The 15,579-nt window shown below is 34.7% G+C and carries 12 protein-coding genes; 10 read left to right on the plus strand and 2 right to left on the minus strand.

Annotated features, from left to right (window positions below):
* Nucleotides 1-339: 339 nt before the first annotated feature.
* Complete coding sequence (locus CW752_RS08940) at nt 340-1,227, minus strand: cbb3-type cytochrome c oxidase N-terminal domain-containing protein (RefSeq protein ID WP_101239382.1); 888 nt, start codon at nt 1,225-1,227, stop codon at nt 340-342.
* 22 nt (nt 1,228-1,249) lie between these two features.
* Nucleotides 1,250-3,529 carry a cytochrome-c oxidase, cbb3-type subunit I gene (gene ccoN, locus CW752_RS08945; protein WP_101239383.1) on the minus strand — a complete coding sequence of 760 codons (2,280 nt, stop codon included), beginning with the start codon at nt 3,527-3,529 and terminating at the stop codon, nt 1,250-1,252.
* Nucleotides 3,530-3,714: 185 nt separating this feature from the next.
* Between ccoN and CW752_RS08950 the strand changes: the two genes are divergently transcribed.
* The 10 genes from CW752_RS08950 to CW752_RS08995 all read left to right on the plus strand — a co-directional run bounded on the left by CW752_RS08950 (nt 3,715) and on the right by CW752_RS08995 (nt 15,424).
* Nucleotides 3,715-4,011, plus strand: coding sequence for a helix-turn-helix domain-containing protein (locus CW752_RS08950; RefSeq protein ID WP_101239384.1), 297 nt, complete (start codon nt 3,715-3,717; stop codon nt 4,009-4,011).
* A 279-nt stretch (nt 4,012-4,290) separates the two neighbouring features.
* Nucleotides 4,291-7,251 carry a sensor histidine kinase gene (locus CW752_RS08955; protein ID WP_101239385.1) on the plus strand — a complete coding sequence of 987 codons (2,961 nt, stop codon included), beginning with the start codon at nt 4,291-4,293 and terminating at the stop codon, nt 7,249-7,251.
* Nucleotides 7,248-7,862, plus strand: a complete 615-nt coding sequence (locus CW752_RS08960; RefSeq protein WP_101239386.1) for a response regulator transcription factor — start codon at nt 7,248-7,250, stop codon at nt 7,860-7,862. Before CW752_RS08955 ends, CW752_RS08960 begins: the two co-directional genes overlap by 4 nt.
* Before the next feature lie 188 nt (nt 7,863-8,050).
* Nucleotides 8,051-8,986, plus strand: coding sequence for a hypothetical protein (locus CW752_RS08965; protein ID WP_101239387.1), 936 nt, complete (start codon nt 8,051-8,053; stop codon nt 8,984-8,986).
* A 74-nt stretch (nt 8,987-9,060) separates the two neighbouring features.
* Nucleotides 9,061-9,885, plus strand: coding sequence for a hypothetical protein (locus CW752_RS08970; RefSeq protein WP_101239388.1), 825 nt, complete (start codon nt 9,061-9,063; stop codon nt 9,883-9,885).
* A 321-nt stretch (nt 9,886-10,206) separates the two neighbouring features.
* Complete coding sequence (locus tag CW752_RS08975; RefSeq protein WP_101239389.1) at nt 10,207-11,625, plus strand: amino acid permease; 1,419 nt, start codon at nt 10,207-10,209, stop codon at nt 11,623-11,625.
* A gap of 82 nt (nt 11,626-11,707) precedes the next feature.
* Nucleotides 11,708-12,670: a DUF2268 domain-containing putative Zn-dependent protease gene (locus tag CW752_RS08980; RefSeq protein ID WP_101239390.1), complete on the plus strand. Its 963-nt coding sequence runs from the start codon at nt 11,708-11,710 to the stop codon at nt 12,668-12,670.
* A 151-nt stretch (nt 12,671-12,821) separates the two neighbouring features.
* On the plus strand, nt 12,822-13,610 hold the full coding sequence (locus tag CW752_RS08985; RefSeq protein ID WP_101239391.1) for a GyrI-like domain-containing protein: 789 nt from the start codon (nt 12,822-12,824) through the stop codon (nt 13,608-13,610).
* A 102-nt stretch (nt 13,611-13,712) separates the two neighbouring features.
* Nucleotides 13,713-14,324, plus strand: coding sequence for a hypothetical protein (locus CW752_RS08990; RefSeq protein WP_133121678.1), 612 nt, complete (start codon nt 13,713-13,715; stop codon nt 14,322-14,324).
* A gap of 5 nt (nt 14,325-14,329) precedes the next feature.
* Nucleotides 14,330-15,424 (plus strand): agmatine/peptidylarginine deiminase, encoded by a 1,095-nt coding sequence (locus tag CW752_RS08995; RefSeq protein WP_101239393.1) that lies wholly within the window; start codon nt 14,330-14,332, stop codon nt 15,422-15,424.
* Nucleotides 15,425-15,579: the final 155 nt, after the last annotated feature.

Below are 15,579 nucleotides of genomic sequence, written 5' to 3' on the forward strand. Positions count from 1 at the left end.
GTTTAGGCTATATTGATTATTTTTAACCACTTAAGTTTTTTAGAGCCAAACTTTATGTATAATAAGTACATCTTTTGTGAAAATCTTTGATTTTCATCTTATGTAAACTTTTCTGTGGAATCATTTTAAACTTACTTAAGTGAACTCAAGTGTTTTAAAATGAACGTTTTTGTGACTTTTGTGGTTTTGTAGAGCTTAAACAATTTATTTTTTTTAAAATGCCCCCTTTATATCATTTTTAGTGTTGAAAAGGTTAGTTAGCAAAAATGAAAATTCAAATGTTAGTGTAGTTGTAAAGGGGGCATGGCATGGGTTTATATCATTAAGGTAATAAATTTTTTAGTTGTTTCCGTTCTCCCATTTTACTTCTTCCCCTTGTGGAGCAGCACCGCCTTGGGCTACTGTAATAGGAGAAGATTCCTGGTTGATATGATAAATATAAGCAGCGATTTTTTCTGCATCTCTTCCTGTGATGGTTCCTTCTTTGATGAAAGGTCTCATGGTAGGATTGTTTGGAGAACCGTTTTCAAGCATCCAGAATACATTTTTAAATAAACTTTTTTCTTTGATGTTGATCCAGTGGGTATCAGTAAGATTAGGCCCAATACCTCCTTTTCCTCCGTCTCCATGGCAGGTTACACAATTGGTTTTGAATAATTCCTGACCTTCTGCGATATTATCTGCACTGTATTTTGCGGTTTCGAGATTGATTTGAGGAGCACTTTTTTCATATTCTTCAATGGAAGCCAACATGGTTTTTGCCTCTTTGGTATATTCTACATCCGGATGGGCATAATCTGTGAATGAAAAAGCAGTTAAATACACAACACAGAAAATACATCCGAACCAAAACAGGCCAATCCACCATTTTGGAAGAGAGTTGTCAAGCTCCGTGATCCCATCAAAACCATGGTCAATAAGAATATCTTTTTCTTCTGTCACAGACTGTTTTTTGAAAGCGGAGTTCCAAAGTTTCTGATAATAAGGAATACTCTTTTCTACCAGATATTTTTTCTTTTCTTCTTCGGACAATTTGCTGAAACTTTCATTTTCAATCAAATCTCCGATAGAGTTCATGATCATCAGAAGAATAATTGCGATCAGGATCAACGCCCAGAAAAAAGGAGAAGTAAAATAACCTGAATCACTGGCAAACATTTCAAAGGCCATGATCGTTAAGCCGATCGTTACTGCGATATATATTGAAATTGGGGTTCTCGTTTTCATTGTAATACAATTTTATGATTACTTAGTCTACACTTGCTGTTTGGACCTGAGTGGTTTTGATGTCTGTACCTAGTCTTTGCAGGTAAGCAATCATCGCTACAATTTCTCTTTGTTCAAGAGGAACATAAGCCGATCCTTTTGCAGTTTTTTCTTTTGTCATCTGATCTTTTACATCATTAGCTTCTGAATAAATTCTTTGTACAATGGCTTTCGATTGATTATCCGCCCATTGGTTGGCAGAATCGATCTGTGCTTTTGTGTAGGGTACATCGAAAGAATTTTTCATCAACTTCATTTTGTCCACCATCTGACTGCGGTCTAGTTTATTGGTAATTAACCAAGGGAAACGTGGCATGATAGAACCTGCAGAAGTAATTCTTGGGTTATACATATGTTTGAAGTGCCATGAATCCGGGTTTCTACCTCCTTCTCTATGTAGATCCGGTCCGGTTCTTTTAGATCCCCATAAAAATGGTCTGTCATAAATAAACTCTCCGGCTTTCGAATACTGTCCGTTTTTTCCTTCAAACCTTACGACTTCATCACGGAAAGGTCTGATCATTTGTGAGTGGCAGGCATTACATCCTTCACGAATATATAAATCTCTTCCTTCCAGTTCTAATGGAGTATATGGTTTTACAGCGGTAATGGTTGGAACACTTTGTTTCAGGGATAATGTAGGGACAATTTCCACCAGGCCACCAATGGCTACTGTAATAAAAGCTAATATAGAGAGTAGGGTTGGCGTTCTTTCCAGCCAAAGGTGTACTCCTTCCCCTTGTTTTCTTGCACTACCAATGTTGGCCAATGCAGGTGCTTCTGCAGGAACTTTTTTCTGGAATGATCCGGCTTTGATGGTTTTAATCACATTAATCACCATTAAAATAGCTCCTGAGAGATAAAGGATACCTCCTAAGAATCTCATTTTGAAATAAGGAATAATCGCTGTAACGGTGTCTAGCCAGTTTTTCCATAACAATGTTCCATCAGGGTTGAATTGTTTCCACATCAATCCTTGTGTAAATCCTGAAATATACATCGGAACAGCATAGAAGATGATTCCTAAGGTACCTAACCAGAAGTGCCAGTTGGCCATTTTTTTAGACCAAAGTTTCGTTCTCCACATGATCGGAACCAGGTAATAGATGACTCCGAATGCCATGAAACCATTCCATCCAAGAGCGCCTAAGTGTACGTGTCCAATTACCCAGTCGGTATAATGTCCAATTTTATTTAAAGATTTCGTAGCTAATAAAGGGCCTTCGAAAGTAGCCATACCATAGCATGTAACGGCAACTACAAAGAATTTAAGAATAGGATTTTCTCTTACTTTATCCCAAGCTCCTCTCAAAGTAAGAAGACCGTTTAGCATACCTCCCCAAGATGGAGCAATAAGCATGATGGAGAATCCTGTTCCTACCGCCTGAGCCCAAGCAGGCAATGCTGTATATTGCAGGTGGTGAGGACCGGCCCAAAGATATACGAAGATCAACGACCAGAAATGGATGATAGATAATTTGTATGAAAATACCGGACGTTGCGCCGCTTTAGGCATAAAGTAATACATAAGGCCTAATACAGGGGTCGTCAATACGAACGCTACTGCATTGTGTCCGTACCACCATTGTACCAATGCGTCTTTTACACCTGCATATACAGAATAAGATTTCCAGCTTGTGAAAGATAAAGGAACTTCAAGATTGTTGAAGATGTGAAGCATCGCTACCGCAATCCATGTGGCCATATAGAACCAAATGGCAACATATAAATGTCGTACTCTTCTTTTGGCAATAGTTCCGAACATATTGATTCCGAATACAATCCATGAGAATGCAATTAAGATATCAATAGGCCATTCGTGCTCCGCATATTCTTTAGAAGTATTGATACCCATTAAGAAAGTAATCACTACGCTAATGATCATCAGCTGCCAAGACCAGAAATGAATCCAGGATAAAGTATCACTGTACATTCTCGTTTTTAATAATCTTTGCATACTGTAATAAGCACCGCAGAAAAAGGAATTACAGACAAAAGCAAAAATTACGGCACTCGTGTGAAGCATTCTGATCCTTCCGAAACCCATCGCTCCCTGAGTGTTGATTAATCCCTGGATATTACCCGATGCTAAACTCTTAATAGTCGTATCATCCGTACCGAATAAAAATTCAGGTAATTCAGGATAAAAAAGCATCAATGCGGCAGTAAGCCCCAGCAGAAATCCGACAAGTCCGAATACGATAGTAGCATAGAGGAATGCCCTGACAATATTATTGTCATAATTAAATTTTTGCGTCTCCATAAATTCCAATAGTGTTTACCGAAGTGATATTTTCTCTAAGAAACAAGCTTATTTTTGGCCTTTTTCTTAATTGAAAATAAATATCATGTAACGTGTATAATGTTTTGCCAAAGGTATTTATTAACTTTGTTGGAGGCTAATAGATAATCTTCTAAAGTATACCGAAAACTACTAAAACAAAAACGATGAAAGTATGTGGGCAAAATATCAGAAAAATCCGTAGGAGTAAAGATCTTACGCAGGAATATATGGCTTTCGAAATGGGAATCTCCCAAAAAGCATATTCCGATATTGAGAACTCTAAGGTAAAAATCAACCTGGAGATACTGACTAAAATCTCAGATATTTTGGAAATAAAACCCTCGGATATCTGTAGTATTTCGCATAAATGCGGAACAGATGACGGATATGAAGATAAATATCAGGGACTTTTGGATTATATGAAAAAGAACAAAATTGCTATTCCCAAAGAATACCTCTAGCTATTTTAAATTCTATTAATAAACATAAAAATGACCTCCTCATGAGACTGAGAGAGGTCATTATTTTTTGTTAGTCTGTGAAACTTGTGTTTCTAGTAATAAGCCTGATAACAAGGCGATGAAAGGGAACAAGTTTTGGTATACCCAAATTTATTATAATAGATAAATGATTCATAAATAATTATGTAGAAATAAATTCACGTGCTTGTGGATAAATATTTACAAGAATTTTAATTTTCTATAATATATTTGTTATAAATATAATGTCGGTCCAACTGAATGAAGCTTCTGTCCTTTATTTTACTGTTGTGCTTTTTATCCAGCTACGGACAAAGCTATACTACCCAATGGTATAACATGGATAATGGGCTGCCTCAAAATAGTATCAAAGATATTGTAAAAGACCAGTATGGGTTCATATGGTTGTCTATGGAGGGACGCATTTTGCGTTATGATGGAAGCAATTTTGTACAATACAAAGATTTTAAACTTAAAAATCTGAGTTTTGGTGATTTTTATGGAAACATAAAAAAAGACAGTATATCGGTTTTCAATAATTCTGAAAAAAGTACCCTTCTGATTTCTCAAAGACAGCCTCATGTCATCCCTTCGAATATATTGAATTCCGGGAGTCTGGGAAATCATAAAGTTTATAAACAGCTTGTTAAAAATAATATCACTGTCAGATATGTTCCTTTTATAGATTCTTATTTTATTAAAACAGATACAGGAGCTTATTATTTTGAAAATAACCGTATTATTTATGCTGATCAAAAGACGAAGAAAAATATAAAAATAGATCTGGAGTTTTCACATAACAGACTCAAACGACTATTTGTTCATGGTGAATATGTTTTCATTGCAGATACGGAAAACAGAAAAATTCTTCAATTGTATCATGGAAAATATTCTTATGTGAATGCTCCGGCCATGTATAACGATTCGGAAACAAAAATGTATTGGCAACAGATCACAGGACAAGTTTTCATGATCAATCATGATAAAATCTACAAGAGTGAATTTTCGGGAGGAAAACTTAAGCTTACTTATCTGTTGGAGTATAAAGATATTGACAAGGAAATATCCGGAGCAATGTTTTATGATGAGGTTTCCAGGAAATTATACATCGGAAGTTCCATTAACGGACTTAAAATTCTGAGTTTGTCTGATTTTTCTGTTTCAAGAAAGAATTTACCTTACCAGGATGAAGTATGCTATGCTGCGATACCGTATGGTAACAATTCTATTTTGACTCAGGAAGGGATCAGATACTATCGTGATAAGTCGGAGAGATTATATAAAGCTCCGCAATCTTATGATAAGCGATATATTTTTCAGGATGATTCCGGAAATCTCATATACAGGGAAAACAATTCTATTCATATCAGGTATAAAAATACAGGATTTACAAAATATGATTCAGTGTTATTTAAAAGAAAAGAGATTGACGGATTGTATAAAAGTGGTGGTATGTATATGGCATCTGTTTTAGATGAAAATCGATTTTATCTCTATATATTCGACCATGATAATTTTAATAAAGTTGAGAGAATTATTCCCTGTGAAGATAATATAGACACTGTACTTCGATATAACAATGATCTTCTTTATTTGGGGGGAAGTAATGGGATTGATGTTTTTTCACTGACACAGAATAGGATCATAAAACAGATTGGAAAGAATCTTCCTGTAAAACAAATAATAAAAACTAAGGATGGAAACATTTGGTTAACGACTTATAACAGGGGGATTTATTGGTTAAAAGATAAAAAGGTAATTAAAGTACCTACCGATAGAAGCGATTTTTTAGCCAATGCTCACTATATATTAGAAGATAAGAATGCCAATTTATGGATATCATCCGATAATGGACTGTTTAAGATCAATAAAAATAAACTTTTACAATATATGGAAACACCCAAAGGGGCTGTGACCTATTATCGATACACCAAAGAATCCGGGTTTTTGAATAATGAATTCAATGGAAGTGCAGCGCCTTGTGCCCATATGTTAGAGAATGGTGAATTTGTATTTCCTTCTATGGAAGGTTTTGTATTCTTTTCCCCTCAAGACGTTAAAACCTATTTTCCGGAAACCCATGATGTATTTGTAGAAAGAGCAAAAGTAAAAGGGAAAATGATCACAATAAAAGATAGTCTTTACCTAGAGTGTGGGTATAAGAATGCTGAACTTTATATAGATATTCCTTACTATTCTGATCTTGAAAATATTTATCTGCAAGCAAAACTTGTGGTAGATGAAGATAGCCAATGGATTAATATTAAAAATGATAAAACCTTTAGATTGGGTAATCTGGACCCTGGTAAATATAATGTATTAATCAGGTTTTTATCTAAAGACGGAACGTTTGTTTATAAAAATTTTCCCATAGAAATAGAAGCTTATTTTTATCAAACATTGATCTTTAAAATTCTGGCTATTGGAATTGTTATTTTAATTCTCATCTTTATTATCCGAAGCAGAACGAACTTTTTAAGATCAAAAAATAAAGTATTAAAAAATACGCTTGTTCGGAAAGATAAACAGTTACAGGAAACCAATAATAAACTTAAAAACGAATCCGACTATCAAAAAAAACTAATGGAAAGCATCAGCCATGATATCACAACGCCTGTTAAATTCATAGCTCTTCTTTCGCAAGAACTTACACAATCTGAAGATCTTAAAACTCAGAAAAAGTATTTTGATAGTATTTATAAAACTTCTGAACAACTCTATAAATTTACCTTGAGCCTCAAAGAATATACGGAACTATACAAACAAGTAGATACTGTAGAGGAATATTTGATTTATGATTTGATTGAAAATAAAAAATTACTATTTGAAGAGATTGCAGCCCGGAAAAATACCTTTATTTACAATTTTTGTGATCATGATCTGAAAGTAAAAGTGAATAAAAATATCCTGCTGGCTGTTTTTCATAACATCATAGATAATGCAGTGAAAAATACATCAGATGGCGAAATTATCATTACATCTGTCTCTGCTCAGTCTCATATAGAAATAAGTATTACGGATACCGGTAGTGGTATGTCTGAAGAGCAGATAGCTTATTATTCCGGGCTCTTTAAGAAAAAAGAAAATGAACATTTAATTTTCAAAAACTATGGACTCGGATTGCACATGGTAGTCCAGCTGATGATGAAAATCAATTCTGAAATGGCTTTTCACAGGAATACACCCAAAGGAACCATCATTAAAATCCTTATTAAAATATGATAAAAAAAATATTAATTGCAGATGATCATCATGTAGTAAGAATCGGGACAGCTATGATTCTGGAGAAAAATTTTGATGATTTTGAAATCGATTTTGCAGAAACGTATGATGAAGTAAAACAAAAGGTGACCACTGAAAAGTTTGATCTGATTATTCTTGATATTGAACTTCCCGGAAGTATTCTCAAATCTATGGTTAGAGAAATTAAAAAAATCAGTGAAGATATATTGATCCTCATTTTCACTTCCCATAAAGAAAGTGTTGCCATGCAATATATTCAGGAGGGTGCTAATGGTTTTTTGAATAAGCTCAGTGACTCGGAAACATTTGTGAAAACGGTTGAGAATATTTTTAAAGATGGTTATTATTATACCCCTGAAGTTCTGAATGAAATGGTGAAGGCGATGAAAAAGAAAAATCCAACAGAAACTTTATCAGAAAGGGAGCTACAGGTTTTCAATCTTTTGGCCAAAGGCAACGGAAATCTTGAAATTGCGAATGTATTGGACATTCAGGAATCAACAGTTGGAACCTATAAAAGAAGAATCTATCAAAAATTAAAGATAACCAATCTTGTCGAGTTGTTGGAAATTTACAACAAAATACATTAACGCTACTGCTTGTTGATGTCATAATACTGCTACAGAAATGTGGAAAAATGCGTACAAGGTCCATTATCAAAATATTTTTTTTTCGCTGTAAGTTGGTACTGCGAAAATTACAATCGGATAATTAGATTTATTAGTTGGTATATAGATGGTTACGAACTTCTTTAGATTCTAGAAATACATTTTTGATTATGAGAAAAAGTTTATTTTTCATGGCCTTATGGGCAGGTTTATGTAGTATAAATGCCCAGGTTGGTAATGTGGGTATTAATACACCGAATGCTACCAGTACTTTAACGATTAACGGTTCATTTGCAGCAACATATAAGACGGTGTCCACAAGCGGAACTGTTGGGGCTAATGATTATTATATCGCATATAATGGAACCGGTACCGGCACCTTAACTTTACCGGCAGCGATCAATGGAACAGGTAATTTTGCCGGACGTACCTATCACTTTAAAAACACAGGAACGGGAGATCTTTACATTGCTACTGCTAATGCTTCTGAAACTATTGATAACCAGAATGGTGCAGGAGTAACGCAATTTTATATTCCGTCCGGCTACTATGCATATCTGGTAAGCAAAGGGACAATTACAGGAACAACGTGGGAGTTGGTACTGTTCTCAAGTTCTAACAGTATGCCGTCCGTGAATCAGGCTTATCTTTTTTCTACAGCACAGCAAAATGCATTCAAACAGAATTGTACGGCTACAACTGGCCCTTCATGGGATAAAACAGAAATTAAATACAATCAGGGCATGCAAATTAATACTGGAAATGTATTGGATTTATCATCGGGAAGATTTAAGGCTCCTACAGATGGGTTTTATATGATTTATGGTTCTGCACAATTTGATAATTCTGAAGTTTCAGGGCAACCCAGCTTTGATTGGTGTGTATTGTATCTTGTAAAGAATTTTGTAACTACTCCCAATAATCAGTTAGTACAGAATTTTCATGTAGATCCGGGAATGTTTGCGGCAGGTATTGTTTCTGCTGTTGTTCATTTAAATAAAGATGAAACTGTAAGTATGGCTGCAGCTGCAAAATTAAAGAATAACCCAGGAACCCAATATCAGGTGACAGCTACTTCAATTTACGGATATAAAATAGCAAATTAACCAATCATTCTTAATAAAAATAAGCCTTGACAAACTGTTAAGGCTTTTATCATATTTAATTAATTCTTTACAATATGAAAAAACTAACTATTGCATTATTGTTGGGTGCTACCCATGTGGCCTTTGCTCAAGTCGGTGTAAATACACCCAATCCTCAAGCTATGTTTCATCTGGACGGAAAAAAGAATAATGAAACATCAGGACCTGTAAGCCCGGCCAATCAGACGGATGATGTGGTGATGACGGCTAACGGCTATGTTGGAATAGGAAACAATAATCCTGTAACAAGCTTGGACATTAAGACAACCGGAACATCAGCCTCACCGGTATCGGGAATCAAAATAGCGGACGGTGCACAAAATGCCAATTATGTTCTGACTTCTGACGCTAACGGAAACGGGCAGTGGAAACCTGTAAGATTAACGGTTGTAAGGGGAGTAAATGGAGCCGGAATTGATATTCCGTTCAATTTTACCAATACTTTCAGATACACCGGTTCTTATATTGACTTGCCACCTGGTAAATGGTTGGTGACAGTTCAGCAGCTTATTTTACCAGTGGGGGGAGTGCTTACGAGTGATCAATGGATGTGGCTGAGAACAAGCTTTTCGGATGATCCCAATGTTGTGATAGGAGGTTTGGCAACTTATTCAACAGACCTTACCGAAAGCCCTACTTTAGTAAGTGGATTGATACAAGGTCCTACAACAACAGGGCTTACCAGATTTTCCATTATACAAGGGAGTTTAGTTATTAATAACTCTTCCGGTGCTCTGAAAAGATATAAATACATTGCAGGAAATAATTCTGTTGGAGGAACACAGACAGGGGCTACCTCTTTTCAAGGATTTGGAGGGGACTGGAGTGAAAATATCATTTATGCAGTCCCAACGAATTAAATAATCTAAGTTCAGTGTAAAAAAATTAAGGGTAAAGGAAGCTGAGATAAGGAGGTTGGAGGTTCCTTTCAGTTATAATCACTGACAGTCAATGATAAAATTAATTTACTTTAAAGCAGACGAATGGTTATTCTTTATGGCTTTTATAACTTCCATCTTCCATCTTCAAATCCGAAACTATTATCCCAAACCCGATGCTAAATACTTTTATTGATTTAAATAAAAAGGAGCTATGCTCATTTAAGAATTGTCAATTTACCCCATGGAATGAGAATTTCTGTGAAAAGTTTTTATATATTTAGCGACTGAATAATTCATTCTATGAACAACGAAAATAAAACAGGACAAAACGAAACTTTAGTTAGAGGATTAACAAATCGCCATATACAATTAATCGCCCTTGGAGGTGCCATAGGAACCGGGTTATTTCTGGGAATAGGACCAGCGGCTGTGTTAGCAGGGCCATCGGTTATTTTGGGATATGCCTTAGCAGGTATCATTGCCTTTTTTATTATGCGTCAGCTTGGTGAAATGGTTGTTCAGGAACCAGTATCTGGAAGTTTTAGTTACTTTGCTTATAAATATTGGGGGAATTTTCCGGGGTTTGCTTCCGGATGGAACTATTGGATTCTCTATATTCTGGTAAGTATGGCAGAATTGACAGCCATTGGCCATTATATCCACTTCTGGTGGCCGGAAATACCGCTTTGGGTTTCCAGTTTATTCTTCTTTGTAGTCATTAACGCATTGAATTTGGCTTCCGTTAAAGTATATGGTGAAACCGAATTCTGGTTTTCCATCATTAAAGTGGTGGCTATTATTGCTATGATTGTTTTTGGTATTTATTTGCTGATAAGTGGAACAGGAGGAGAAAAAGCTACGATTAGCAACTTATGGAATGATGGTGGATTTTTTCCAAAAGGACTATTCAACAAGACAGAAAACGGGTATTCCGGATTATTTTCTGCAATGGCTCTCATTATGTTCTCTTTTGGAGGGTTGGAACTCATTGGAATTACAGCAGCAGAAGCAAAAAACCCTGAAAAAACAATTCCGCAGGCTACCAATCAGGTAATCTACAGAATTTTAATTTTTTATGTAGGGGCTCTGGTTATCTTATTTTCATTAAGCCCTTGGAGAGATATTACAGAAGGATCAAGCCCGTTCGTAATGGTTTTCCAAAACTTAAATGGCCTTGAATTCAGCTTATTTGGAAAAACAATTCAGTTTAATTCATTAATTGCAAATGTTCTTAATCTAATTGTTCTCACAGCGGCTTTATCCGTATACAACAGTAGCGTTTACAGTAATAGCCGTATGCTTTTCGGATTGGCTCAGCAGGGAAATGCACCAAAGTTTTTAAAGAAATTGAATAAAAATTCTGTGCCTACCAATGCAATCATGATTTCTTCATGCTTTGCGGGAATCTGTATTATCATTAATAAATTAGTTCCGGAAAAAGCTTTTGAATATTTAATGGCTTTGGTAGTATCCACGTTGATCATCAACTGGTTGATGATATGTTACACTCATTTAAAATTTAAAAAATCGATTGACAAGGCAGGAATTCGATCCAAATTCCCTTCTATATTTTATCCTGTATCCAATTATATTTGTATTGGCTTTTTAGTATTAATTTTAGGACTAATGAGTATTACAGGAATGGAAATTCAGGTGATTTTAATTCCGGTTTGGATAGGATTTTTATTTCTGATGTATAAAATGTATAAACCGAATTAATAGGTTTTAAATACAATAAAGGATATGGCTTTTGGAAACTTCTGGGGAATACAAAACCATATTTTTATTTAAAAAATACCCTATGGGGAAGTACTTATTTTGTTTACTGTTCACATATTTGTTGACAGGTTCAATATCAGCTCAGAAATCTGATTTTAATATTTATATTGAAACTTCTGATATCAGAAACTTTTGGGAGGCCTATGATGAGGTTCAAAGGATCAGTAATTCTGATGAAAAGATTTCAGTATTCCAAAAATTATATGTTGATAAAGCCACAGTCGGCTTAAAAGACTTCATCAATTCAAGAAACTTCACTTCTGAACAATGGATTGAATCTTTTACGTCAAAACCAAAATTTTGGAAATCCATTAGAAGTAAAACAGAGAAAATTCAAAAAGATTTTAAAAATATAGATGGGATTTATCAAAATTTCAGACGATTATATGCTGGGTTTTCTCCTCCTAAGATTTATTTCACGATGGGAAACCTTAAAGGAGGTGGGACTGTTATTAACGGAAACCTTATCATAGGATCTGAACTGGCTGCTTCCGACAAAACAGTGGATTATTCTGAGCTTTCAAAAAACTATCAGGACAGGATGAAGATTAATTCCGGAATTATCTTTCTTACTGTCCACGAACTGGTTCATACCCAACAAAACTTAAAGGAAGCAAATACAAATTTATTAGGTCTGTGTCTGAAAGAAGGATCTGCTGATTTTATAGCAGAATTATTAATCGGGAAGAAAGTTGAGGCCCCTTATATCAAATACGGAATGCAGCACCAGAATTCTTTGTGGAACGACTTTAAAAAAGAAATGGATGGTAATGATTTTCAAAACTGGTTGTCTAATACTGCAACGATTAAAGACAGGCCGGCAGATTTGGGATATTTTATAGGATATATCATTACTAAAAGGTTTTATGAAAGATCAAAGGATAAGAAATCTGCAGTCAGTACCATCATGAAATTGGATTTTAGTAAGGCCGCTGAGACAGAAGATTTTTTAGAAAGATCAGGATATAGAACCGATATAAAGTAAAATATTATAACATTTTGATTTTTCTTACCTTAGTAATGAGCTATTTTTCTGATAAGGTTAAAATATAATCTGTTTGAAACTTCTATGGTGGTTGTGTTTGTATGAATAGTTTCGTTTAGATCAAAACAGCTTCAGAACGAAAATTTAGGATATGCAGGTTAATTTTAGTGAGATACAGAAGATCATCAACTATATTGAAATCAATTTCGATAGAGAAGTCACTGCTCATGAGATAGAATCCATGTCTCATTATTCTTACCGTAATTTTCAACGCATTTTTTTTAAGCTTTTTAATGAAACAATCTCAGGTTTTCAAAAGCGCTTGCGCCTTGAGAATGCCTACAAAAAATTGATATATACAGAGGATACGCTCTCTGAAATAGCCTGGCAAGTCGGCTACTTTAATATTCAATCCTTTTCAAAAGCGTTTAAAAAACAATACTCAGTTTCTCCGACAGAAGCAAGAAAGCAGAAGCATGATATTTTCAAAAAGTTTATAGAACATCATGATTCGGATCTGAAAATTGAGATCAAATACAAAGATGCGGTATCGGTTTATTGTAAATTTATTAAAGCTAAAGATTATAATAATCAGAAAATTGATGCATTGTGGAAAGAGATCGAGCCGGATGCGGAAATATTTGATGCCGCTTACGGAATTATTCGAGATCAACCTTTAATTACCAATCATTTACATTGTAGATATGGTGCGGCAGTGAAATCCGATGAAGTGATAGAAGGGTTTCAAAAAATCGAAATATTGGGTGGAAAATATGCAAGATTTACACACTATGGTCCCTATGATATTATTCTGGAAACTTATCGCTCATTTTATCGTTTTTGGCTTTCTGAGAAGCAGTTTTTATTGAATAATTCTGACGTTATTGAAGAATATGAAGAACCGGAAATTACTCATATTTATTTTCCATTGTATGAATAGAATGTCCTTTTAGGACAAGATTTGGATTTTTGGAGCGCTAATTTTGCAACAGTAAATCATCACAATGATGGAATTTACCTTGTAAAATTAAGAAAACGGATAATGAAAAATGTATTTCTCCTCACTTTATTACTTCCCTTTTGGGGCAAGACTCAAATTTCTGTACAGGCTTATGGTGGAAATAAAGAAACTGAAATTTTAGGCATCTATAACAAAGATTTTAGTAACAAATGGAATTATTTTGCTTCAGGAACAATCGCCTATGAGTACGATTCGAAAAAAGTAAACCCTGAAATTTATCAAAACCTTAATTATGGAATTGGAAAAAATTGGGGTGTTTCAGCCGGAGTACATATTTCCAATAAAGATGTCATGCCGTCTGTAGGATTGGCTTATGGAAAAGAAAATGATGCTTTGGGTATTAGTATTTTCCCAGCATTTACCTATTCTACCGATGCCAAAGAATTTGGATTAGGTTTATATACATTATTGGAGTACACTCCAAAAATTAATGAAAGACTAAATTTTTACAGCATGTTGATTGTGGAATCCGACTTCAGCTTTAAAAAACATCAATCCAGCAGTCAGGTGATTCGTTTAGGATTGGAAAATAAAAAGAAAATGCAGTTTGGTATAGGAAGCACTATTTCTCAGACCGGAAGCAATTTTGAAACCGATGTTAATTTCGGAGTATTTATTGGAAAGAAATTTTAAAATATATGAACAAATTATTCACACTCACTTTCATATTGAGTTTTATAGCAAGTATGGCACAGACCTATCATTTTCCTGAAGAATCTTCACGTCATGAAGGAACCTGGCTGCAATGGCCGCATCATTATCAACATGGACTAACGTATCGTAAAAGGGTAGAACAAACCTGGATCGATATGACAAAAGCTTTACAAACAGGAGAGAAAGTTCACATTATAGCCTATAATACAGAGGAAAAGAATAGAATTATTAGTCTTTTGGAGGAAAATAAAGTTTCATTAAAAAATATCGATTTCAGGATTTATCCTACAGATGATGTTTGGATCAGAGATAACGGACCTATTTTCGTAAAAGATAATAGAGGAAAAGTTCTCATTGAAGATTGGGGATTTAATGGTTGGGGAGAAAAATTTGACTTTGAAAACTGTGATGAGATTCCGCAACGCATTGGAAAAGATTTGGGATTACAAGTGATTGACCTTAATGAAGAAATGGTAAATGAAGGTGGTTCCGTAGAAACTGACGGAAGCGGAGTATTAATGGCTTGTAAGAGTTCGGTAATAAGCCAGAAAAAAGGAGCCACAAGAAACAAAGGAATTACGGAGCAGGAAGCAGAAGAAATGTTTAAAACGTACTATGGCGTTTCAAAAGTAATCTGGCTGGACGGTGTCACGGGATTAGATGTTACCGATATGCATATAGACGGTTTTATGAAGTTCGTTAATCATAATACCATGATTACGATGAAAGAAGATGATCTTCTTGACCTTGGACTTTCCGGAAAAGACGTGAATACCCTTTATAAGGCTTCCAATGTCAATGGAAAAGAATATAAAAAGGTATATGTGCCGGCTACCAAAAACAAAGTAAAGACAGCTTACGGAAAACAATTGGACGAAAAGGGTTCTTATATTAATTATTATGTTGCCAATACAGTGGTATTAGTACCTAATTACGGGGATCCGAATGATACATTGGCCAATAAGATGATTCAAGAGCTGTATCCAGACAGAAAAGTTATTGGGATAGATGTAAGAAATTTATATGAAAATGGGGGAATGGTACATTGTGTTACCCAACAACAGCCCGCAGAAAAATAATTGACATAGAAGCATATAACTGTTTTATAATCTGATGGAATAAATTGATTTTGAATTGATTGATTCCATCAGATTTTTTATGAATAAAATTTTGCAATTATTAATATCAAGAAAAATTGAAAAGGAAAATGATAAGAATGTCTTATTTTTAGAAT

It is taken from the genome of Chryseobacterium sp. PMSZPI, assembly GCF_002835665.1.
GTDB lineage: Bacteria > Bacteroidota > Bacteroidia > Flavobacteriales > Weeksellaceae > Chryseobacterium.